General features: G+C 57.2%; 19 protein-coding genes and 3 tRNA genes. 11 read left to right on the forward strand and 11 right to left on the reverse strand.

Annotated elements, in window-relative coordinates; genetic code table 11:
• The first annotated feature begins 57 nt into the window (after positions 1–57).
• Positions 58–693: a TetR/AcrR family transcriptional regulator gene (locus tag FJU08_RS12575; RefSeq protein ID WP_141149355.1), complete on the forward strand. Its 636-nt coding sequence runs from the start codon at positions 58–60 to the stop codon at positions 691–693.
• Complete coding sequence (locus FJU08_RS12580) at positions 674–2,185, forward strand: MFS transporter (protein WP_141149356.1); 1,512 nt, start codon at positions 674–676, stop codon at positions 2,183–2,185. The genes FJU08_RS12575 and FJU08_RS12580 overlap by 20 nt, the downstream gene beginning before the upstream one ends.
• Before the next feature lie 33 nt (positions 2,186–2,218).
• Here the strand turns inward: FJU08_RS12580 and argB are convergent, their stop codons facing one another.
• The gene (gene argB, locus FJU08_RS12585; protein WP_141149357.1) at positions 2,219–3,106 is read right to left on the reverse strand and encodes an acetylglutamate kinase; all 888 of its coding nucleotides are present in this window, start codon (positions 3,104–3,106) and stop codon (positions 2,219–2,221) included.
• A 295-nt stretch (positions 3,107–3,401) separates the two neighbouring features.
• On the opposite strand from argB, the gene FJU08_RS12590 reads away from it, so the two are divergent.
• On the forward strand, positions 3,402–3,959 hold the full coding sequence (locus FJU08_RS12590; protein WP_141149358.1) for a fasciclin domain-containing protein: 558 nt from the start codon (positions 3,402–3,404) through the stop codon (positions 3,957–3,959).
• A 306-nt stretch (positions 3,960–4,265) separates the two neighbouring features.
• Here the strand turns inward: FJU08_RS12590 and yihA are convergent, their stop codons facing one another.
• From yihA to rpmH, 4 genes are all read right to left on the reverse strand, one after another.
• Positions 4,266–4,925: a ribosome biogenesis GTP-binding protein YihA/YsxC gene (yihA, locus tag FJU08_RS12595; protein WP_141149359.1), complete on the reverse strand. Its 660-nt coding sequence runs from the start codon at positions 4,923–4,925 to the stop codon at positions 4,266–4,268.
• A 167-nt stretch (positions 4,926–5,092) separates the two neighbouring features.
• Positions 5,093–6,892 carry a membrane protein insertase YidC gene (gene yidC / locus FJU08_RS12600; RefSeq protein WP_141149360.1) on the reverse strand — a complete coding sequence of 600 codons (1,800 nt, stop codon included), beginning with the start codon at positions 6,890–6,892 and terminating at the stop codon, positions 5,093–5,095.
• Positions 6,882–7,295, reverse strand: a complete 414-nt coding sequence (rnpA, locus tag FJU08_RS12605) for a ribonuclease P protein component (protein ID WP_141149361.1) — start codon at positions 7,293–7,295, stop codon at positions 6,882–6,884. Before rnpA ends, yidC begins: the two co-directional genes overlap by 11 nt.
• A 16-nt stretch (positions 7,296–7,311) precedes the next feature.
• Complete coding sequence (gene rpmH, locus FJU08_RS12610) at positions 7,312–7,452, reverse strand: 50S ribosomal protein L34 (RefSeq protein ID WP_141149362.1); 141 nt, start codon at positions 7,450–7,452, stop codon at positions 7,312–7,314.
• A 296-nt stretch (positions 7,453–7,748) separates the two neighbouring features.
• On the opposite strand from rpmH, the gene FJU08_RS12615 reads away from it, so the two are divergent.
• The 3 genes from FJU08_RS12615 (at position 7,749) to FJU08_RS12625 (ending at position 11,889) form a co-directional block, all read left to right on the forward strand.
• Positions 7,749–9,254, forward strand: coding sequence for a sensor histidine kinase (locus FJU08_RS12615; RefSeq protein WP_407943708.1), 1,506 nt, complete (start codon positions 7,749–7,751; stop codon positions 9,252–9,254).
• Positions 9,255–9,480: 226 nt separating this feature from the next.
• Positions 9,481–9,557: transfer RNA gene (locus FJU08_RS12620), tRNA-Arg, on the forward strand.
• 523 nt (positions 9,558–10,080) lie between these two features.
• Positions 10,081–11,889 (forward strand): B12-binding domain-containing radical SAM protein, encoded by a 1,809-nt coding sequence (locus FJU08_RS12625; protein ID WP_235890675.1) that lies wholly within the window; start codon positions 10,081–10,083, stop codon positions 11,887–11,889.
• A gap of 87 nt (positions 11,890–11,976) precedes the next feature.
• Here the strand turns inward: FJU08_RS12625 and FJU08_RS12630 are convergent, their stop codons facing one another.
• Positions 11,977–13,221 (reverse strand): multidrug effflux MFS transporter, encoded by a 1,245-nt coding sequence (locus FJU08_RS12630; RefSeq protein WP_210245225.1) that lies wholly within the window; start codon positions 13,219–13,221, stop codon positions 11,977–11,979.
• 140 nt (positions 13,222–13,361) lie between these two features.
• Here FJU08_RS12630 and FJU08_RS12635 point away from each other — a divergent pair, with 140 nt between their 5' ends.
• Positions 13,362–13,976 (forward strand): TetR/AcrR family transcriptional regulator, encoded by a 615-nt coding sequence (locus FJU08_RS12635; RefSeq protein ID WP_141149364.1) that lies wholly within the window; start codon positions 13,362–13,364, stop codon positions 13,974–13,976.
• A 207-nt stretch (positions 13,977–14,183) separates the two neighbouring features.
• On the opposite strand, the gene FJU08_RS12640 is transcribed toward FJU08_RS12635, so the two are convergent.
• The 4 genes from FJU08_RS12640 to FJU08_RS12655 all read right to left on the reverse strand — a co-directional run bounded on the left by FJU08_RS12640 (position 14,184) and on the right by FJU08_RS12655 (position 18,314).
• The gene (locus FJU08_RS12640; protein WP_141149365.1) at positions 14,184–14,651 is read right to left on the reverse strand and encodes a Ros/MucR family transcriptional regulator; all 468 of its coding nucleotides are present in this window, start codon (positions 14,649–14,651) and stop codon (positions 14,184–14,186) included.
• A 598-nt stretch (positions 14,652–15,249) separates the two neighbouring features.
• Entirely contained in the window at positions 15,250–16,470 is a 1,221-nt protein-coding gene (locus tag FJU08_RS12645) for a glycosyltransferase family protein (protein WP_141149366.1), read from the reverse strand.
• An 89-nt stretch (positions 16,471–16,559) separates the two neighbouring features.
• Positions 16,560–17,321: an HAD-IIB family hydrolase gene (locus FJU08_RS12650; RefSeq protein ID WP_141149367.1), complete on the reverse strand. Its 762-nt coding sequence runs from the start codon at positions 17,319–17,321 to the stop codon at positions 16,560–16,562.
• A 108-nt stretch (positions 17,322–17,429) separates the two neighbouring features.
• Positions 17,430–18,314 (reverse strand): TrmH family RNA methyltransferase, encoded by an 885-nt coding sequence (locus FJU08_RS12655; RefSeq protein ID WP_141149368.1) that lies wholly within the window; start codon positions 18,312–18,314, stop codon positions 17,430–17,432.
• 249 nt (positions 18,315–18,563) lie between these two features.
• On the opposite strand from FJU08_RS12655, the gene FJU08_RS12660 reads away from it, so the two are divergent.
• The 3 genes from FJU08_RS12660 (at position 18,564) to FJU08_RS12670 (ending at position 20,106) form a co-directional block, all read left to right on the forward strand.
• Positions 18,564–18,648 (forward strand) — tRNA-Tyr (locus FJU08_RS12660).
• 21 nt (positions 18,649–18,669) lie between these two features.
• Positions 18,670–18,743 (forward strand) — tRNA-Gly (locus FJU08_RS12665).
• Between the two features lie 184 nt (positions 18,744–18,927).
• Positions 18,928–20,106, forward strand: coding sequence for a GGDEF domain-containing protein (locus tag FJU08_RS12670; protein WP_235890680.1), 1,179 nt, complete (start codon positions 18,928–18,930; stop codon positions 20,104–20,106).
• 5 nt (positions 20,107–20,111) lie between these two features.
• Here FJU08_RS12670 and FJU08_RS12675 read toward each other — a convergent pair whose 3' ends face one another.
• Positions 20,112–20,624 carry a hypothetical protein gene (locus FJU08_RS12675; RefSeq protein ID WP_141149370.1) on the reverse strand — a complete coding sequence of 171 codons (513 nt, stop codon included), beginning with the start codon at positions 20,622–20,624 and terminating at the stop codon, positions 20,112–20,114.
• A 324-nt stretch (positions 20,625–20,948) separates the two neighbouring features.
• On the opposite strand from FJU08_RS12675, the gene FJU08_RS12680 reads away from it, so the two are divergent.
• Positions 20,949–21,594: GTP-binding protein (locus FJU08_RS12680; protein WP_141149371.1), on the forward strand; the 646-nt coding region annotated here is incomplete at its 3' end.

Below are 21,594 nucleotides of genomic sequence, written 5' to 3' on the forward strand. Positions count from 1 at the left end.
CGGTGTCCCGGATTTGCGTCTTGACAAGTAAGAGATTCCCAATCAAGTGATTGATTGATGGAAAAGCAAACGACCAGATATGAAACGGGCAGCGACCGGCGGCGCGAGATTGCGCTTGCTGCCCGCTCGCTGATTGCCGAACGGGGCCTTGAGGGACTGAGAACCCGTGCGGTTGCCGACAGGGTTGGCATCAATATCGCGACGCTGCATTATCATGTCAGTTCCAAGGACGGGCTGGTGCAGCTTGTGACCGAGCAGCTTCGCGATGAATTCACCGAGGCCCATCTGCAAACGCTGAAGACGGATATGACACCTCTGGAACGGTTGAGATGCGAATTTGTGTCCTATCGTCAGCTCCGGCAGGGTCGTCAGGAACAGCTTGCAGCGCTTCAGGAACTGACCCGCCATGCTGCGCGTGACGAGAAGGTGGCGGCCTTTCTGCAGCCGATGCGGATACGCTGGCGCGCGCGCATCGAGGCGATCCTTGAGGCGGGGCGAGAGGAGGGGACGTTTCGGGCTGATCTCGATGCGCCGGCCTTTGCCGCAATCATAGTCTCCGTTCTGATTTCCATGGATTCCGACATCGCCGCGACTGGCGGCGCAATCAATATGACGGCCATATTTGCCGAACTTGTTCGCTCGGCTCTGGCACCGTCATCTGGGGAGAACATCGATGAACTCTGCTTCGAATGATGGGGCCGAGCACGAAATTCAGCCGGACGCGCTGAAGGGGCGCTGGGCAGCGCTGGCCGTGCTTTTATGTGCAAGCTTCATGAATCTGCTGGACGTGACAATCGTCAATGTCGCCCTGCCATCGATCCAGAATGGCCTGAAGGCATCGGACAGCGCGATTGAATGGATTGTTGCCGGATATGTGCTGGTCTTCGCGCTGGGTCTTCTGCCCTTCGGCAGGCTGGGTGACATTATCGGCCGTCGCCAGATCTTTCTGGTTGGCGTGTCGCTTTTCACCATCGCATCCGGTCTTTGCGGGCTTTCGCATACAACCTATCTTCTGGTCGCCGCCCGTTTCTTTCAGGGGCTTTCCGCCGCCGTCATGACGCCGCAGGTGCTGGCGCTGGCGACGGTCATGTTTGCCCCGCATGAGCGTCCGCGCGCCTTCGGCATGTTTGGCATGACGGCAGGACTTGCCACTGTGCTGGGGCCGGTGATCGGCGGTTTGCTGATTGACTATGATGTCTTTGGGCTCGGCTGGCGTTCTATTTTTCTGATCAATCTGCCGATCGGCGTTTTCGCGGTGATTGCAGGCCGCAGACTCATCCCGCATGCACCAAGACGCCCCGGCATGCGCAATGACTATCCGGGGATTGTTATGGTGGCGCTGGCCATGTTCTGCCTGATCTTCCCGCTGGTGGAAGGCCGCAGCTTCGGCTGGCCGCTCTGGTGCTTCGCCATGATGTTTGCCGCTCTGCCGCTGCTGGTGATCTTCATTCTCTGGCAGCGCCGTCAGGCGCGGGCCGACGGGCCGCAGCTTTTGTCCTTTTCGTTGATGAAAAGCCGCGAATTCGTTGCCGGCGCGGCGATGTCTGTGTTTTTCTTCTCGACCATTCCGGGTTTCTTTTTCTGCATGGCGCTGTTCCTCCAGGTCGGCTTTGAGTTCACACCCCTGCATTCCGGCCTGACCACGGTGCCGTTTTCGATCGGCGTTTTCATCGCCTCCTTTATGGGGGACCGGCTCGGGCGCATTCCCTCAAAGCTTCGCGTCATCGGCGGAACCATTGTGCTTGCGGTCGGGCTATTCTGGGTTCGCAGCGAAGTGCTGACGATTGGTGACGTCGTTCCCGCCCTTCAGCTTGCAGCACCGCTTTTCGTGTCCGGATTTGGCCTCGGCGTTGCGATCGCCTCGATCTTTCAGACCATTCTGGCCGGTGTTCCGCATCAGGATGCGGGTGCTGCTTCGGGCGCGCTACAGGCCGTGCAGCAGCTTGGCGGGGCTTTCGGCATCACCATTTCCAGCGGGATCTTCTTCATGCGGATCGGTGCCATGACGGCTGGGGGCAGTGGGCAGCATCTGGCTTATAGCGATGCCTTCGCGCAGGCGATCATCTACAGCCTTTGCGCCTATTGTGCCGTTGTGCTTCTCGCATTGCTGCTTAAGGGGACACCGGGAAATGGTGCAAGGACCCGCGTCACCGACACAGAAAAGGCCGCGCCCCAGCTACACTGAGACGCGGCCCACATTCGTCCAGATCCGATGGCGTCAGCGGGTCATCAAAGTGCCCGCGCCGCCCTTGGTGAGGATTTCGAGAAGCACGGAATGCTTGACCTTGCCGTTGAGGATGACAACCCCCTCGACACCGGCATCGATGGCGTCGATACAGGTCTCGACCTTCGGAATCATGCCACCGGAAATCGTGCCGTCAGCAATCAGCTTGCGGGCCTGGTCAACGGTCAGTTCCTTGATCAGCTCGCCATTCTTGTCGAGCACGCCGGGAACGTCGGTCAAAAACAGCAGGCGCGTGGCGCGTAACGCACCGGCAACGGCACCGGCAAAAGTGTCGGCGTTGATGTTATAGGTATGGCCATCCTTGCCGGGGGCGACCGGAGCGATAACCGGAACCATTTCCGATTTGGCCAGAAGATCGAGCAGCGTGGTGTCGACACTGACGACCTCGCCGACAAAGCCGAGATCAAGGACCTTCTCGATGTTGGAATCGGGGTCGATCATGGTTTTCTTTGCTTTTTCGGCAAAAACCATGTTGCCGTCCTTGCCGCAAAGACCGATCGCCCATTCGCCGGTCTGATTGATCAGCGCGACGATTTCCTTGTTGATCGACCCGGCAAGCACCATTTCGACGATCTCGACGGTTGCCTGATCTGTGACGCGCAGACCGCCCTCGAATTTCGATTCGATGCCAAGACGCTTCAGCATGTTGCCGATCTGCGGGCCGCCGCCATGCACGACGATCGGATTGACGCCCGATTGCTTCAAGAGGGCTATGTCGCTGGCAAAGGCCTGGCCAAGCTCGACGTCGCCCATGGCATGGCCGCCATATTTCACGACGATCGTCTTGTTTTCGTATTTCTGCATATAGGGCAGGGCCTGCACCAGAAGCCGCGCCTGAACTTCGCTTTCCGACAATTCCATCAGTGGTCCCTGTCTGTCTAAGGAGGTCGCGGTTTCTTAGCCCATAGCAGCCGCTCTGTGAATAGCGAAGGCAGCAGCAGGTGGCTGTGCACCGCCCAATCGGATGATTATGCGGGCAGCGAGGCCTAAGGATAAAATATATCATCAAGCTAATTCAGCGACTTGGAAAGAAAGTTCGCACCTTGGTCAATCCTCATGGGCCCGAGCGCCGTAGTCACTTGCAAGTCCTTGATCTGGCCGGACGGCCTTTCAAGGGTGACGAAGGAAGTGAGAGACGTCGAAGGAGGACGCAGAAATGAGATCGATGACCCTGAAGAGCCTGGCCGCATCCGCAATCATCGCCATGAGTGCGACAGCAGCATTTGCCGACAATCCGATGGTTGGCGGCGCGGCGATGTATCCTGACAAGAACATCATCGAAAATGCCGTCAATTCGAACGACCACACCACGCTTGTCGCTGCCGTCAAGGCTGCCGGTCTGGTGGATACGCTGGAAGGGCCAGGTCCTTTCACGGTGTTTGCGCCGACCGATGAGGCGTTCGCCGCACTGCCGGACGGGACCGTGGAAACGCTGCTGAAGCCGGAAAACAAGGATCAGCTGGTCAAGATCCTCACCTGCCATGTGGTCGCCGCCGATGCGATGTCATCCGCGATCGAGAAAATGATCGCCGATGACGGCGGCGAACATGATGTCCCGACTGTTGGCGGTTGCGTTCTCAAAGCGAGCGAGATGGACGGAACGATCACGCTGACGGATGAAGCCGGTGGCATGGCGCATGTGACGATTGCCGATGTCGAGCAGTCCAACGGCGTCATTCACGTCATCGACAAGGTTCTCTTGCCGGCGAGCTAAGCCCCCCCTTCTGATTGGCCGGTACGGAAAGGGCCGCTCCCCGGAGCGGCCCTCAGATTGCTGACAAACACTAGCCACTTCTCTAACGTCATGCCTGTGCTTGTCACAGGCATCCAGCCGACGCGCGTCCGCGCGGCGAAAGACTCTTATAGTCCAATGCCCAGAAGAGCCTGGATCCCCGTGGACCAAGCACGGGGATGACCACGGAGGGAGGGGATATTCCACCTCAAACATGCAATATGAATGGCTTTGTCAGAAGTTTGAGGCGCTCCCCGGAGCGGCCCTTTCCTGTGTCGGTGCGGTTTTTCAGAGGCTGATGGTGAGCGCAATCGCTTCGCGCAACGTGTCGAGCCCGTCGTTCTTTTCCGATGAAGTTGCCAGGATTTCCGGATAGGCGGCTGGACGCTTGCGGATCTTTTCAGCCGTTGCCGCCAGAAGCTTGGTGACGGCCGGTGGCTTGATCTTGTCGGTCTTTGTCAGAACGATCTGATAGGAGACGGCGGCCTTGTCGAGCAGGGACAGGACGTCCTCGTCATTGGACTTGATGCCATGGCGGCTGTCGATCAGCACATAGACCCGCTTCAGCGTCGCGCGGCCACGCAGATAATCGAAGACCAGCCGCGTCCAGGCATCGACCTGTTCCTTCGGCGCCTGGGCATAACCATAGCCCGGCATGTCTACCAGCGCCATGGGTGGCAGATCGTCGCCTGCGCCGGAATAGCCGTCGGGGACGAAATAGTTCAGTTCCTGCGTTCGTCCGGGCGTGTTGGAGGTGCGGGCAAGGCCCTTCTGGCGCACCAATGCGTTGATCAACGATGACTTGCCGACATTGGAACGTCCGGCAAAGGCGATCTCCGGCGGGCCTTCCGGCGGCAGGAACTTCATCGAGGGCACGCCCCGGATGAAGATCCACGGCCGTTCGAACATGCCTTTGGCGTCCGTTGCGTTTGAGGTCTGTGATGTCATCGGGCTTCATCCTCGGGCAAGTCCGGCAAGTGGCAATCACCCTTGCATTGGCAATGACTGAAAAGAACACGCCGGAGCATGACGTTTTGACAGACATGCTCCGGGCGCCAGATTGAAGAAAGCCCCGGTCCTGATCAAGGGGCCGGGGCTTTACTTGGATCAGAGGCTTATTCGGAAGCTGGTTTCTTCCGTTTGATGATGCCCTTCAGATTGTCGAACAGTTCGATCTTGGCGCCGTGGCGCTTCATGATGATGCTCTGCTGCAGGATCGACAGCGAGTTGTTCCACGAATAGTAGATCACCAGACCAGCCGGGAAGCTGGCCAGCATGTAGGTGAACACGACCGGCATCCAGTTGAAGATCATCGCTTGGGTCTTGTCCGGCGGCGTCGGGTTCATGCGCATCTGGACGAACATGGTGAAGCCCATGATCAGCGGCCAGGCGCCGATATGCAGCGCTGCGGGGACATTGTAGGGCAGGAGGCCGAACAGGTTGAACACCGTGGTCGGGTCAGGCGCAGACAGGTCCTGGATCCAGCCGAAGAACGGCGCATGGCGCATTTCGATGGTGACGTAGAGAACCTTGTAGAGCGAGAAGAAGATCGGGATCTGCAACAGCACCGGCCAGCAGCCAGCGACCGGATTGATCTTTTCCTTCTTGTACAGCTCCATCATGGCCTTCTGCAGGCCCATGCGGTCATCGCCATACTGTTCCTTCAGCTCGGTCATTTTCGGCTGAACGCGCTTCATATTGGCCATGGAGGCATACTGCTTCGAGGCCAGCGGGAAGAAGATCAGCTTGATGATGACCGTGGTGATCAGGATCGCGACGCCGAAATTGCCGACATGGCGATAGATGAAATCCATCAGCTGGAACAGCGGCTTGGTAATGAAGAAGAACCAGCCCCAGTCGATCATGCGGTCGAAATGAGGAATGTTGTAGCTCTTCTGGTAGCGGTCCAGAACCGGCACTTCCTTGGCGCCGGCAAAGACGCGCGTGGTCAGTTCACCGGTCTTGCCTGCTGCGATCGTGATCGGCTTCACGCCGCTGTAATCGGCCTGATAGCGTGCGCGGCCATCATTGAAATGCGAGAAACGCGTGTCGAAGGCAACATCGGGCTGCGGAATGATCGCAGTGCCCCAATATTTGTCGGTCACGCCAAACCAGCCGCCGGTGGCGTCGGAATAGCTCTCATTGCTCTTGTCGACGGATTTATAGGTGTCCTCGGTGACGCCTGCATCCTGGCCGAAGACGCCGAGAAAGCCTTCATGCAGCACCCATGCGCTCGGCTCATTCGGCTTGTTGAACCGGGTTATGCGGCCATAGGGCGAGATGGTGACATCCTTGCCGCTGTCATTGGTGATGCTGTCCTTGAAGGTCAGCATATACTTGTCGTCAATGGCGATTTCGCGGTGGAAGGTAAGGCCGGCATCATTGGTGTAGCTGATGGTGACCGGTGTGTCCGGTGTCAGCTTATCGCCCTTTTCCAGCGTCCAGACGGTGTCGGGACCCGGGACCTTGCCGGAATTGTCGCCCTGGACGAAACCGAGTTCGGCGAAATAGCCATCCTGCGTGTTGGCGGGGCTGAACAGCGTGACGATCGGGCTCGTCTTGTCCACGGTGACGTGGTAATCCTTGAGCTTGACGTCGTCGACGCGCGCGCCGGCCAGATTGATCGAGCCTTCAAGTGAAGGCGTTTCCAGCGGGATACGCGGCGCATTGGCCGTCTGGGTAGCCGTGCTGGTGATCCCCGTAGCGCCGCCGGTTGCGGTGCCGGAAGATGCGGAATTGCTGTCGCCCGAAGTCGTGTCGGTTGTCGCCGGCTGCTGGGCGGCCTGTTCGGCGGCGGCCTGCTCCTGTGCTTGCCTCTGGGCTTCGACGCGCGGGCCCATGAAGAAGACCTGCCAGCCCAGCACGATCACCACCGAAAGCGCGATCGCAATGATGTAATTGCGGTTATTTTCCATCTTCTCTTCCTGGTGCAGACACCGTGGAACTTTGTCCGGTTTTCGGCGCCTGACGGACACGTTCCCGCAATGCTGCCGAAAGCTTTTCAAAAGGCGCATTGAGGCTGTCCCGCCGGGCCACTACGACATAATCGCAACCGGGGCGCATTGCAAATCCGGCGTCCAGACGCACGGCTTCTTTCAGGCGTCGGCGCATGCGGTTGCGCTCGACGGCATTCCCCTGGCGTTTCGTGACGGTGAAGCCGACCCGGGCTTCTCCGTCCGGTTCATGGCGATCAAGGACTTCCACAAGAAAGTAACGCCCTTTGCGGCGCTCGCCCTTTTGAACAGCCAAAAACTGCGGACGGCTTTTCAGCCGTCCGACAGCATGTTTCTTCAGCTTTTTCGGGTCTGACCCGGCCATAACGGCCTAGAAGGCCTCAGGCCGAAAGACGCTTGCGACCGCGGGTGCGGCGCGCTGCGAGAACGGCACGGCCGCCCTTGGTTGCCATGCGCGCACGGAAGCCGTGGCGGCGCTTGCGGACCAGCTTGGAAGGTTGGTATGTACGCTTCGTCGACATTTGTTTAATACCGCGGTGTGCGGCCCTTCTTGATGTGCTCCTTCAAGGGAGCAGTCAGCGACTTGGTGATTGGCTTGCAGCATCCACATGCGAAAACGCTTGATAGCGGGCGCTGAAACTGCGCGGCTTATAAGGGAAGGGGTGGCGAAGTGTCAATCTTCGATATCTCTTCGGCACTGATCTATCGCCTGTGTCGCCGCTTTTTCGTCATTTCTGTGATAAAAAACTGCCCTTGTTTCGCTATTTGAAGCGCTTGGGCTAGAATAGCCGTGATTTTGAACGGGAATGCGTGCGCGATGCATTGGCGACAGGATGATCGGAAAGCAGATGACAAGCATCAGGCAGGTCGTCCGGCCATGCCGGGACTGCTTGCCGGGCTATCGGGCAAGATTCTTGTTCTGACGGTCGCCATCATCATGCTGGCGGCCGTGATTGTCTTTGTCCCCTCCGTCGCCGGCATGCGGCTTCGCTATCTCGAAGACCGCCTTGCCTCCGCCGCTGGTGCCGTGACGGTGATCGACGGTCTTCAGCCGCTGACCCTGCCGCGCGCCTTGCAGGACGAGACGCTGATGGCAACCGGCACCAAGGCAATCGTGCTGCGCAAGGACGGTATGTCGCAGCTTCTTGCCATGGCAGATATGCCCCCCAGCGTCGACCGCCAGTATGATCTTGCCGATGTCGGTCCGTTCGAGGCGGTGCTGGATGCCTTTGATGAACTGCTCTTTGGCGGCGACCGGACTATCCGTTTCTTCGGGCCTGTCGGCGACAGCGATGCGATTATCGAACTGGTGACGTCGGATGCGGGCCTGAGGACCGCCCTCCTGCATTATGCCCGAAATGTTTTCCTGCTTTCAGTGCTGCTCGCCTCGGTTACGGCGATGCTGATCTATTTCCGGCTGAATGTGCTTCTGGTGCGTCCCTTGAGACAGCTTGTCGCCAATATGCAGACTTTTTCCGAACAGCCCGAGGCTTCCGAATCGGTCTTCCGTCCGCAGGAGACGCAGGATGAGCTTGGTGTTGCCGGACAGCATCTGGCCGAGATGCAGTCCGATCTGCAAAAGACGCTGAAGCAGCAGAAGCGGCTCGCCGAACTCGGGCTCGCCGTTTCCAAAATCAATCATGACATGCGCAATATTCTTTCCTCGGCACAGCTGATGTCAGACCGTCTTGCAGATGCAGATGATCCGGTGGTCAAGCGTATCGCGCCGAAGCTGCTGCGCGCCATTGACCGGGCAGCTGGCTATTCGCGGGCGGTGCTGGCTTATGGCCAGGCCTCGGAAGCCGAACCGAAGCGCAGTGCTCTGCGTCTTCGTCTGCTGGTCGAGGATGTGTATGGCTATCTGGACATTGGCAGCGATGCGGGAATCGACTGGATCAATCAGGTGCCGGATGAGCTGGAGGTTGATGCTGATCCCGACCAGCTGTTCCGCGTCATCTTCAACCTGTGTCGCAATGCCATCGAGGCGCTTCGCCAGCAGGTGGCGGACGAACCGGAGGCGCTTTGCTGCCTTGTCGTCGCGGCGCAGCGCAACGGAACTGTCGTGGCGCTGACGGTGGATGATACCGGGCCCGGCATGCCGGCAAAGGCCAGAGAGAATCTCTTCGCCGCCTTCCGCGGGTCTGCCCGTTCAGGCGGAACGGGGCTTGGACTGGCCATTGCCCGCGAAATCGTGCTGGCTCATGGCGGAACGATCGCACTTGTCGAAAAGGCCGGGCAGGGGACGCTTTTTAGGGTTGAGATACCCGACCGCCCGGTTTCGCTGGAGCGCTATCGCAGTTCCTCGGCTGGCAGCTTCCGCTGAACACCGTCCACGGGGCGCAGCGGTGGGCTTTGTCGCTCTTTACATGATAGGTTATCTTTTTTAAGTCTTTTAATTCAAATGGTTAGTTCTGTCTTTGGTGTCGATTTTCACTTTTGTTGCGGGAAAATGACAAAAAACTTCGCAAAGTCTCTTGCATTCCAAATGCGAAACCCGTAGAAGCCCTCTCGCACCCCGCAGACGACGCGGCGGTCGCAAAAAAAGGCAAGCACCCGTAGCTCAGCTGGATAGAGCACCAGACTACGAATCTGGGGGTCAGGAGTTCGAATCTCTTCGGGTGCGCCATTATTTCCAATGAAAATCAATATCTTCTGAAGGGTGAAGCCGATACTTGCTTGTTCGGTTTTTGGCGTCGCACTGGGTTGTTTGTCGCTTCGAGACTGGCGCTCTTAGTCAGTCAATCCTGACTGAAAATCGCTTCAGTCTGGCCGCTCTGGTTGTTCTTCGGCTTGCCGTCTGGAGCGGTATCCAGATCGCAGAATGGGGTGGCAAGCTCTGAAAGTCTGATGACGTTGAGAAACAAGGCCTCAATGCCGCTCAGGCAATCTGACTGAGTGTGGCTTTGAACGTGCACGTTGCAGATATGCAGCCGTCAGCGGCGACGAATAGTAATGCCTTACCATGATGACGGCGCCCAGGCTGTTTTTTCGCAAATCTTTTAGTGAAACGAACACTTCACACTGCCGTGGCTTGTTCTTGCCCCATTAACCGGGCATGATCATTGTTAAATCAATGCTGCGTAGCGCTTTGGCCAGGGGCTGCTTTTCTTCTTTTTCACGATGTGCCTTTCTTGCGAGGAACTATGAATGTGAGTGTGACCGAGAGGCCTATTCCATCAGGTGCTGGCGGAGAGGTGTTCACGCTGGTTCTCGTGAAACCGACGCATTACGACGATGATGGCTATCCCATCCAGTGGTTTCGCTCGGCCCTGCCATCGAATACGCTGGCCTGCATGAACGGTCTTGCAGAAGATGCACGCGAACGGCGTGTGCTCGGTGATGCTGTCGACATCTGTATCGAGACTTATGACGAGACCAACCGCCGCGTCTATCCGGCCCGGATCATCCGGGATCTCAAGCGGCGCGGCGGAAAGGCGCTGATCGGTATTGTCGGCGTCCAGTCCAATCAATATCCGCGAGCGCTTGATATGGCGCGGCGGTTCCGCGAAGCCGGGTTGACGGTTGCCATTGGTGGTTTCCATGTTTCCGGTTGTATCGCCATGCTGCCCGAAATGCCGCCGGAGCTGAAAGAGGCACAGTCGCTTGGTATTTCGCTTTTTGCCGGCGAGGCGGAGGAGGGGCGGCTGGATGAGGTTCTGCGTGATGCCTATCACGACCGTCTGGAGCCGCTCTACAATTTCATGAATCAGCTGCCTGCACTCAATGGAGAGCCGGCACCCATCCTGCCGCGCAAGCATGTGGAGCGCACATCGGGCACCTATTCCAGCATCGACCTTGGTCGCGGCTGCCCCTATCAGTGTTCTTTCTGCACCATCATCAATGTTCAGGGGCGCAAGAGCCGTTTCCGCACGCCGGATGATCTGGAGAACATCATCCGCGTCAATGTCGCGCAGGGGATCAAGCGCTTCTTCATCACCGATGACAATTTCGCGCGCAACAGCGATTGGGAAATCCTGATGGATCGCGTGATCAAGCTGCGCGAAGAGGAGGGGATCAAGGTTGGCTTTACCATTCAGGTCGACACGCTCTGTCACAAAATCCCGAATTTCATCGAAAAGACGACGCGGGCCGGAGCCAGAACCGTGTTTATCGGGCTGGAAAACGTCAATCCCGACAACCTGATTGCAGCCAAGAAGCGACAGAACAAGATTACCGAATATCGCGCCATGCTGCAGAAATGGCGCGCTCATGGTGCTGTCACCTATGCCGGCTATATCCTTGGATTTCCGGCCGACACCAAGGAAACCATTGTTCGAGACATCGAGATCATCAAACGCGAACTGCCTGTCGACCTGCTCGAATTCTTCATCCTGACGCCACTCCCCGGCTCGGAAGATCACAAGAATATGGTGGCGCGCGGTGAGTGGATGGATGGCGACATCAATAAATATGACCTCAATCACCGTGTGACGCACCATTCGAAAATGTCCGACACGGAATGGGAGGAAGCCTACAAGCTGGCCTGGGACACGTTCTACAGCCCCGATCATATGCGAACCGTGATGAAGCGCGCCGCGCAAATTCCTAATGGCAGACCCAAAAAGGTCTTCAAGACCATGCTCTGGTTCAAGCTGATGATCGATCATGAGGGCGTGCATCCGTTGGAAGGCGGAGCGCTGCGGCTGAAATCACGGCGCGATCGCCGTCACGGAATGAGGCTGGAATCACCCTTTGTATTCTATCCGAAATATTGGGGCAGCACGGCTGTGAAACTTTGGAAATACTGGCGGTTTTATGCCGGTGCCAAAAAAACATACGATGAAGTGATGGCGGATCCAGAGCGCTACAACTACAACGATATCGCCATTGCGCCACCGGGTGAGGATGAGTTCGAACAGCTTTCACTCTATCATGCGACGAGCGGTGGCGAGGCTGCTCTGGCCCGCAAGAAGCGTGGCGATGTCATCCGCGAGGCCACCAGTGCCGTTGCCCATTGAGACGGTGGCCAAGCGGAAATCACCGGAGCAGAATTCAACTGTCAGGTTGTGTTTGCTGCTCTAGCCTGTTGTTTTTGGCTGCTGCGCTTATCGGCCCTGGCTTTGCTCCGATCGGATTGGGCTGGAGCCTTCAATATTGCGGCGGCTGGTGAACCAGAGCAGGCAGGCGAAGGTGGCTGGCAGAAGCAGGCCTAGGCTCATCGGAAGCGGTGTGTCGCTGCCGCCAAGTGCAACGCATGATGACACGCCAAAGGCGAGCGCAAACTGGATACCGCCGAGAAGGGCCGAGCCGATGCCGGCGCCCTGTTTTGCCGCAGCCATGGTAACGGCCATGGCGTTGGCTGACAGCAGGCCGACCATGCCGATGGCAACCCACAAAGGGGCGGTGAAGAGCCAGATTGACGGGCTTGCTGAAACGATCACCGTGACGGCGGTCACCGCGACATAGACCGGCAGGCCGACCGCCATGATCCTTTGCGGCGTAAAGTGATCGAGAAGTTTGTTGTTGAGCTGGGTAAACAGAACCAGAGCCATGGCGATGGCCGCGAAGACCAGGCCATAGGCAAGGCTGCTCAAACCAAACACGCCCTGAAAGACGCCGGAAGAGCCGGTAATAAAGGCAAACATGCCGCCCTGGACAAGGCCTGCAACGAGCGCAGGTGCGATAAAGCCTGGCAAAGTGATGAGGTGACGCGCATTGCGTCCGGCCGTGCGGAACGGTGCATCAGCGCGTTTGGCGTGCGGCAATGTCTCCGGAATGATCAGATAGGAAAGCACAAGCGCGACAATCCCCACCAGTATCATGGCGACGAAGATCGAGCGCCAGCCAAAGGCTTCCAGAAGCAGGCTGCCGAGCGTTGGCGAGATAATCGGGCCGATGGTCATAAGCATGACGAGGACACCAAGAGCCTTTGCCGCCTGCCGGTCTTCGTAAAGATCGTTGATCACGGCGCGCGAGACCACCATACCGGCGCACGCGCCAATGGCCTGGAACAGGCGGAGAAGATTGAACGTGGCAATATGATCAACCATCAACAGGGCAGCAGAGGTTAGCGTGAACAGTAATGTTCCCAGAAGCAGCGGTGCCCTGCGCCCGTAAGCGTCAATGAGCGGCCCCATGATGAGCTGGCCGATACACAGGCCGAAGAAAAACAGCGACAATGAAAGGCCGGTTTCCTCGGGGCTTGCATTCAGGGCGCGGGCGAGATGACCAAGCGCGGATAGATACATATCCGTTGCGAGCGGCGGAAAGATCGACAAAAGCGCAAGAACGCCGGTAATGGCTCTGGCACGGCCGGGCGTAATCCGGCGCATTTCCTGATGCGGTGACATGAATGGGTCCTGCTGGGCGGGCATCGCAAATGGTGCTGAGATTATTTTTAGACTGCAGTCTATTTATTTAATGGATGATAGTCTAAAAATCAATCCGGTATGGCGCATGCGCCGTGAATGGATTATCGGGAGGGGGATCAATGGATGACGATGGCAAGCGAAGCGGCCGGCCACGCGATCTTGAGGCGGGGCAGGCCCTGAAGGATGCTGCGCTGGCTTTGGTGCGCGGGCACGGTTATGGCCGTGTTTCAATTGCCATGATTGCCGAAAAGGCGGGTGTGGCGCGCCAGACCCTTTATAACCGCTGGAAGACCAAGGCGGATCTCGTGCTTGATGCCGTCTTCGATGAAGCCAATCGTCAGGTTTCCTCACCTGATGTAGCGGTCGATCTGCCAATGCGGCAGCAATTGGAACATTATCTGAATGACGTTTTCATGCATCTGCGCGCTGATGGTGACACATTACGGGCACTGATTGCAGCAGCGCAGGAAACGCACGGATTCCAAACGGCTTTCCGTGAACGCTTCGTCAAGCCGCGAGAGGCGATCGTGACGGAATTTCTGCGGCATGCGCAGCAAAGAGGCGAGCTATCGCCAGCTCGCGATCCGGCACTCCTGTCAGCGATGATCCATGGCGTGTTCTGGTATAACCTGCTCAATGGAAGGGGCATTGAGGCCGGACTTGCCGGTACAATTGCGGCGGAGATCTTTCGCGAAACCGGCGACCTGCCGCAGCGGGCGGATCAGGTGTCGTGAACCCGACGCCTGAGATGTGGTCCAGTTTTTGCACCGTTGAGGCAAGGGTGCTCTGATCGGCGAAAGACTGTTTTAATCCAATGCCTTGAATAGCCTGGATCCCCGCGACGAGCACGGGGATGACGATGGCGGGGGGCGGCTGTGCCAGCCCAGGCAAATGACTTTTCAACAGTCTTGAGGCGGGGAAAATCCCCGCCTCGTTTGCCTTTAGGACTTGTCTTCCAATTTTGGCGTGCGCTTGGAAACGGTGACGCCGAGGCCGATATCCTTGGCGATGTGTGAGCGCCTTGCTGCATAAGATGGCGCCACCATGGGATATTCAGGCGGTAGTCCCCATTTGATCCGATATTCATCGGGCGTCATATTATACTGTGACTTGAGATGTCGCTTCAGCGAACGGAAGCGGCGGCCGTCTTCCAGGCATATGATGTAGTCGTTCTCAAGCGACTGCGCGACGGGTACCGCTGGCGTCTGACCGCTGTTGGGCTGCGACCAGGTTTCACCGTGGGAGCTCTGACCGGCTTGGTCGGGCTGTCCAAGTGCGCGCTGGACACTTGCAATAAGTGCCGGCAGTTCATCTGCCGAGACGTCATTTCTGCTGATATAGGCCGTAACGATGTTGGCTGTGAGTGATGAGATGTTCTCCGGCATTGGATCTTGGATTTTGGAATACATGAATTTGCCTACCTATGCTCGATATGGACCTGATGACGCGACAAATTATTCGCAACTCGGCCTGAGCGCGGTTACCGTTTCTCACGGTCCGTATCATAAGTTTAATCAGTTTTTTGCAGTTTTCAGAGCCATTTTCTCGATATGTTGCTCATCAAAACTGCCGTTTTGTAAAAAGAAAATATCGTTACTTCTTATTAACCCAGATTCGGCTTCAAGACACTCTCCCCGGTTTTCTTGTTTTTCTGCATTTATCAGGTTTCGAAATGAGAATCTACAGGAAAATAAGTAGTATGAAATTTATTCATATTTAAATAAAGAATATTTGCTTACGTTTTCTAAATTAAGCTAAAATATTCATAGCTTGTGAAGTAAGTCGTGAGCGAAATTTTGCAATGCTGACCAGTGGACTACGTTTGACGATTTTGGAAATATATATTTTTTATTCCAAGGGATTCCGTCTGGTTACAAAGGCGTATTTGCTTGTGGTCGCAGAAAATAAAGCGGTCAATAAACTATATTGTCCGCCTTCATCACGATTTGAAGGCGGACAAAAACAGAAAGTGAATGCTTACGCTTAACGGGCGCGGACGCAGTCGGATTAACGATTTTCCGCCATATCTGCGGCGACGGCGGCCTGCATTTCATCAAGAATATCCGGCAGTGCGCTCAGGACCCGGTTCCAGCGCGGCATCAATGTGGTGGCATCGGGGTCATCGAGAAAGCTGTTTCCCGCCTCGATCAGATTTTTGGCGAACAGTTCGACGGCCTGCTCCTCCTTGTGTCGGTCCGTGGAAAGGCCATTCATCCGCGCGTCGTTGTGGTAGATCTCCACAAGGTCGAGAGCTGTGCGGAAATAGGATGCCTTTACCGTTCTGAGTGTCTCCTGCGAGAAGGTCACACCATCTGTGGCGAGTTTGCGAAACACTGCCTTGCAGATATCGGTCGACATTCGCGACAGGCCCTTGGCGGCATCTTCTGCCGAAAGGGGCTGGTGCTTGTGGTCGTAGCCGTCGGAAATATCGACCTGGCAGATGGCGCTGTTGGAATAATTGCGCCACAGCTCTGACAACACGCCGATCTCCAATCCCCAGTCGAAGGGGATGCGGATGTCGGGCAGGATATGGGTGCGCATGGCAAATTCGCCGGCAAGCGGATAGCGGAAAGCTTTCAGATAGTCGATATAGGGCTGGTGCCCGATGGTTTTTTCAAGTGCCAGCAACAGTGGCGTGACGAGAAGCCGCGTAACGCGACCATTCAGCGAACCGCCAGCAATGCGGGGATAGTAGCCCTTTGCGAAAACATAAGGGAAGGCGGGGTTGGTCACGGGGTAGACGAGCCTGGCCAGCATCTCGCGCGAATAGGTGACGATGTCGCAGTCATGCAGCGCTACGACTGATGAATTGCGTGCGCCGAGCACGTAGCCGATGCAATACCAGACATTGCGGCCCTTGCCGGGCTCTTCCGGGGCCAGATTGGCGTCATCAAGGCGATTGTGGATCGCCTGCATACGCGGCCCGTCATTCCACAAAACCGCATGGTTTTGCGGCAGGCGGCTGAAATAATTCAGCGCATAACGATATTGTTCCTCATTGGCACGATCGAGGCCGATGACGATGTTGGAAATATAGGGCACTTCCGTCAGATGATTGACGATGTTGTCCAGCGCATCGGCTTCCAGTTCGGAGAACAGCGATGGCAGGATCAGGGTAATCGGTCGCGTGGCGCTGAAACTGGTCAGTTCGCGTTCGACACGGTGCAGCGAACGCTCTCGCAGATTATGCAGTGTTGCAACGACACCATTCTGGTGAAAATCAGCCATTTCAAGCGCTCCTTGTTGTTATATTTGGTGTCAGCGCGTGCCAGGGGCGCTGCACGGAAGGGGCCATGCCCTCCTTCAGGAAAACTATACTATCCAAGCAATTGCAATATCATGTCGCTCCAGCCAGCCGGCCCGGCCTTTTGGGAGCGGCGGATGAAGCCTTGACGCTCACGCTCGGTTACCGGGAGCGGATCATGCGCCGGATTGGCGATGATGAAACCATGATTGGCCGCTTCGATCATGGCGAGATCATTCGGCGCGTCGCCAAGTGCGATAGTGCTCACGGGGTCCGGACTCATGCGCTGATAGGTAGCCGTGATCTCGGCCATGCGTTCGGCCTTCGAGGTCTTTGGCATCAATGTGTAGAAACGTCCGCCCCTGACGGCCTGAAACCCGCTTTCGGCCAGATAGGCCTCGAATTCAGCCCTTTGCGCGTTCGAGCCGGACCATAATCCGGGTTCGGAAAAAGCGCGGCGGCGGGCCAGTTCTGCCTTTGCCGGCGTCATGCCCGTGCGCTTGGCAACCTCTTCGACACTCCAGTCTCCAAAACCCTGAAACCTGCCGCGCAGTTCCGGTGGCATCTCGTTCAGGCATTGGCGCAGCTGCGCATAGGTGCTGGTGCCATGCGCCGGATCGGATCCGGCAATGCCGGCGCCGTTTTCAACGATCATCGGTTCGTCCAGGCCGAGTTCTGCGGCGATAGGGCGCATTTCCGCCTCGGTCTTGCTGGAGGCGAGGATCAGCGGAATGTTCAGTTCTTTCAGACGCTGAAGGGCCGGCAATGCTGGAGCAAAATCATAGGTTTCGTGGTCGAGCAGTGTTCCGTCGAGGTCGGAAAAGACAAGTTGCATGGTCGAGGCTCTTTCTGGCGAGGATCAGGAACCGCTTTGAAAACGCTTCGGTGGTATTTTGGTTCCGGCCGGTGCCGGGGAATTCGTGAGGGCTTTGGGTGATTCTGATCAATCGCCTGATGCTTTGAAGATAAACTGCCGGGCGGCGTAGAGCGAAATGGCCGCCGCATTGGAGACGTTCAGGGATTTGATTTCACCTGGCATGTCGAGCCGCGCAAGCGCGCTTGCCGTTTCGCGGGTCTTCTGCCTGAGACCCTTGCCTTCAGCCCCGAGAACCAGTGCGATCTTGCCGCCGCGCATGGTCTGTTCCAGCGGGGCGGGGCCTTCCGAATCAAGCCCGACGCTGAAAAAGCCCAGCCCGTGCAGTTCTTCCAGTGCATTCGCCAGATTGGTGATCTGGATATAGGGAATCATTTCCAGCGCACCTGATGCCGATTTTGCCATGACGCCTGATTCGGTTGGGCTATGGCGCATGGTGGTGATGACGGCACCGGCGGAAAAGGCGACCGCGGAGCGCAGAATCGCGCCGACATTGTGCGGATCTGTCACCTGATCGAGAACGAGAAGAAGCGGGCTGTCCTTGAGCGCTTCGAGCCGGCGCACTGGCAAGGGGCGTGTCACAAGCATAACGCCCTGATGAATAGCGTCCGAGCCAAGAATGGCGTCGATTTCCTGTGGACGGACCGTCTCGACGGCAAGCGTCTCCGGCAGTGGCTTGTCCGCTGTCAGGCGCGCGAGTGCATTCTGGGTCACTTTCAGGCCAAGAAGCGTGCGTTCAGGATTGTCTATCGCTGCGCGCACCGTATGAAGGCCGTAAAGATAGACCTCGTCGGCTGGCGGCGTGATGCCGCGCGATGCATTCGCAGCCTTGCGGTGTGCGGCCGGTTGCGACGGCAATTCGCCACGCGAACGTTTTGCGTCACGGTGGTTTCTGCGCAGCTTGGCGTAGTGCGCATCCTTGGCGCTGCCGGTATCGTCATCTCTTTTGCTCATAATGCCTTATACGTCGCGGCTTCGCGTCCGCCTAGTCCCCCGGCCTTTATGGGGCGACAAATGAAGGGGACAGTTTCAATGTTATGTTTTCGTCATTTTTTTCTGCGAAGGCGTGTTGACAGAGCGTGATCAGACGGTCATATACGCGGCGCAGATCGACGCGACCGAAGCAGTCGCCCCAGGGCAAGCCCCTGAAGGTTAAAGCCAAGTGAGCGTCGAGAGATGGCAAGCGCCATCCAGGCTGGTACTGGAGGAGTGCGTGAGTGGTTAAAACGGACGGACTGTAAATCCGTTGACTTAGTCTACGTTGGTTCGAATCCAACCTCCTCCACCACCACCAGCAACTGACTGATCCGCGGGTATAGCTCAATGGTAGAGCAGCAGCCTTCCAAGCTGAATACGCGGGTTCGATTCCCGCTACCCGCTCCAGTCGCTCTCGGGAAACTTGCGGCATGACGATCTTTTCGTTTCCCCCTTTCCGATAGATTTGCTACGCTTCATATGGGCTTAACGTAAACTGATGTTTCACCGCAGCAGCGTATGATCGCGTGTCCGATGGTGGGCGGGCAATAAAGGGAGCGCCGGTGTCGGAGGCGCGCGACAATTGATAGACATGCAAGCGCTTATGGTGCCAGGTGGGTTGCTTATCCTCGCTGGCAGTTTTGTTGTTGCCTGGTTCACCGGTGCAAGGCGGAACTATCTTCTGATCCTGGCCGCCAGCTATATCGTTCTCGCCAGCGCCTTTTGTACGATGCTGCTCCGGGATTACGTATCCCATGATGTCGTTCTGCCAGCGGCCAATTTCATGTTCATCGCCACGCAGATCCTGCTGGGCGAAGCGCTGCTTCAGCGTCGCGGCAAGACATTCGGCATCCTGCTGAACCTGTCAGCCTTCGTCGCCCTGTGCACGCTCTATTATGGCTTCTATCTGTTCGGAACTATTACGTCGCGAACGGTTGCCATCAATGCCGGGCTCTTTGCCTTTATGACGCTGACGGTGTTCCGTTTCTGGATCAGGCGTGATGACAGTATCCACGACAAGCTGATCTTCTGGACGCTGGTGGCGCTTGGCGTCATGCATTCGGTCAGGACACTTGGCGTGATGGCAACACCGGATATTGCCGATCCGCAGTCGATCTTCTGGCAGTTCATGCAGGTCTATATCCTGCTGTTCGCCATGGTGCTGGCGCTCGAAGTGCTGGCCTCGCATTTCGTCGAATCGCTCGACAGCCTAAACAGCCAGCGTGATCGCGATCACCTGACAGGTGTCTTGAACCGGGCGGGATTTGAGCGGGCCGTTCACCGGTTTTTCGCTCAGCCGGATACGGCGACGACAGCGCTGATCCTGCTCGATCTTGATGATTTCAAGGCGATCAACGACACGCGTGGACACCCGGCGGGCGATGCTGTGCTCAGGCTGTTCGGGCGCATCCTGTCCAGCCAATCGCGGAGCATGGATATTGTCGGTCGCCTTGGCGGTGATGAATTCGCGATTGTGGCGCCCGGTCTTGACGCGCGCGCTGCCGTGGCCATGGCTGAACGGATCCGACGGCAATTTGCCGCAAGTGTGGTGCCCGGCATTGATTCGGGTGTCAGGCTTTCCTGTTCGATCGGCGTTGGCGATCTTGAGGCGGATGCTGGTTTTGATGCGCTCTACCGGCTTGCCGACCAGGCGCTTTACGAGGCCAAACGTATCGGACGCGACAGGGTTGTCAGCGCACAGCTGCCGCAGGCGGGCGAGGGGGAGCCCTCATTCGTTTTCGGACTTCAGGGCGCCCGCGAATCTGTGTGAGCGCTTCAGTGCTTTCTGTCGGGGGAGAGTGACTGCTTGACCATGCGCAGCAGGAAGATCGCACCCGTGAGGCCAATCGCGACGCCGACGGAAATCAACATCGGATAGAGCATGATCGCGATCGGGTTCAGCTCCAGCTGATGGTCTGGTGTCATGGTGCGAAATACGTTGCGGGCGAAGAAATAGCGATTCTGGAACAGGATCGCTGCAAATGTCGTGGCGAAAACAAATGTCGACAGCATCATGAGTTTTGTCTGTTGCCAGGCCATATTGACGATCGTCATGACGATGAAAAGCGCGATGAGGCAGCCGGCAATCACCAGGCTGTGTGACGTCAGCGAATGGGTGACGGCGCTTTGCGAGGTAAATGTGTCATTGTGCAGCACGTCGCGATTATAGGCGAGGAACCAGTTGTCGGCGTAGATGCCTGCAACAAACAGGCAAAGGGTGGCGATGGCCGCCACGGCGGCGAGGATCATTGCCGGTGCCTTTCCGGCTCCGTACGGCTGACGTTCCATTCGGTGTTCTCCCTCTTCGTCTCGGCTGTCCTGATCGGCGCTTGGGCCGAAATTAGGGCGGGCAACGTCATTCCTGTGAAAATATCTGTCTCATAAGCATATTCTTTCGATCGCGGGTGACAGCGGCAAGTCAATGGCTTGTGAGGCAAATTCGCTGTCACGGTGCAAGGAAATGCATCTGAAGCGGCAACTGAAGTTGGTTTGACCGATGGCAGGGGCAAAAGTCTTGGATTTGGTCTTGCTTATTCAGCGCGAAAGCCTTAAACGGCGGCACTAAACCGGTTCGCCGGGTCATCCGTGTTACCAGTTACAGGAAGCATTCAAATGGCAAAGAGTAAATTTGAGCGCACGAAGCCGCACGTCAACATCGGTACGATCGGTCACGTTGACCACGGCAAGACTTCGCTGACAGCTGCGATTACGAAGTTCTTCGGCGATTTCCGCGCCTATGACCAGATCGACGCAGCGCCTGAAGAAAAGGCCCGTGGTATTACCATTTCGACGGCTCACGTTGAGTATGAGACGGAAAGCCGTCACTACGCCCACGTCGACTGCCCCGGCCACGCCGACTACGTCAAGAACATGATCACCGGTGCTGCCCAGATGGACGGCGCGATCCTGGTTGTGTCTGCCGCTGACGGCCCGATGCCGCAGACCCGCGAGCACATCCTGCTTGCCCGTCAGGTTGGTGTTCCGGCTCTGGTCGTGTTCCTGAACAAGGTTGACCAGGTTGACGACGAAGAGCTTCTGGAGCTGGTTGAGATGGAAGTTCGCGAACTTCTGTCCTCCTACGAATTCCCGGGTGACGATATCCCGATCATCAAGGGTTCGGCTCTTGCCGCTCTTGAAGACAGCGACAAGAAGATCGGCGAAGATGCTGTTCGTGAACTGATGGCTGCTGTTGATGCCTACATCCCGACGCCTGAGCGTCCGGTTGACCAGCCCTTCCTGATGCCGATCGAAGACGTTT

The organism is Martelella alba, from assembly GCF_006516955.1.
GTDB classification, from domain to species: Bacteria; Pseudomonadota; Alphaproteobacteria; order Rhizobiales; family Rhizobiaceae; genus Martelella; species Martelella alba.

Bases quoted from the DNA above. Each gene is read 5' to 3' on its own strand.
- FJU08_RS12670 (WP_235890680.1), top strand. From the start codon at position 18,928: ATGCAAGCGCTTATGGTGCCAGGTGGGTTGCTTATCCTCGCTGGCAGT.
- FJU08_RS12580 (WP_141149356.1), top strand. From the start codon at position 674: ATGAACTCTGCTTCGAATGATGGGGCCGAGCACGAAATTCAGCCGGAC.
- rpmH (WP_141149362.1), bottom strand. From the start codon at position 7,452: ATGTCGACGAAGCGTACATACCAACCTTCCAAGCTGGTCCGCAAGCGC.
- FJU08_RS12655 (WP_141149368.1), bottom strand. From the start codon at position 18,314: ATGAGCAAAAGAGATGACGATACCGGCAGCGCCAAGGATGCGCACTAC.
- FJU08_RS12645 (WP_141149366.1), bottom strand. From the start codon at position 16,470: ATGGCTGATTTTCACCAGAATGGTGTCGTTGCAACACTGCATAATCTG.
- yihA (WP_141149359.1), bottom strand. From the start codon at position 4,925: ATGACATCACAGACCTCAAACGCAACGGACGCCAAAGGCATGTTCGAA.
- argB (WP_141149357.1), bottom strand. From the start codon at position 3,106: ATGGAATTGTCGGAAAGCGAAGTTCAGGCGCGGCTTCTGGTGCAGGCC.
- FJU08_RS12575 (WP_141149355.1), top strand. From the start codon at position 58: ATGGAAAAGCAAACGACCAGATATGAAACGGGCAGCGACCGGCGGCGC.
- rnpA (WP_141149361.1), bottom strand. From the start codon at position 7,295: ATGGCCGGGTCAGACCCGAAAAAGCTGAAGAAACATGCTGTCGGACGG.
- FJU08_RS12675 (WP_141149370.1), bottom strand. From the start codon at position 20,624: ATGGAACGTCAGCCGTACGGAGCCGGAAAGGCACCGGCAATGATCCTC.
- FJU08_RS12635 (WP_141149364.1), top strand. From the start codon at position 13,362: ATGGATGACGATGGCAAGCGAAGCGGCCGGCCACGCGATCTTGAGGCG.
- FJU08_RS12590 (WP_141149358.1), top strand. From the start codon at position 3,402: ATGAGATCGATGACCCTGAAGAGCCTGGCCGCATCCGCAATCATCGCC.
- yidC (WP_141149360.1), bottom strand. From the start codon at position 6,892: ATGGAAAATAACCGCAATTACATCATTGCGATCGCGCTTTCGGTGGTG.
- FJU08_RS12640 (WP_141149365.1), bottom strand. From the start codon at position 14,651: ATGTATTCCAAAATCCAAGATCCAATGCCGGAGAACATCTCATCACTC.
- FJU08_RS12650 (WP_141149367.1), bottom strand. From the start codon at position 17,321: ATGCAACTTGTCTTTTCCGACCTCGACGGAACACTGCTCGACCACGAA.
- FJU08_RS12615 (WP_407943708.1), top strand. From the start codon at position 7,749: ATGCATTGGCGACAGGATGATCGGAAAGCAGATGACAAGCATCAGGCA.
- FJU08_RS12630 (WP_210245225.1), bottom strand. From the start codon at position 13,221: ATGTCACCGCATCAGGAAATGCGCCGGATTACGCCCGGCCGTGCCAGA.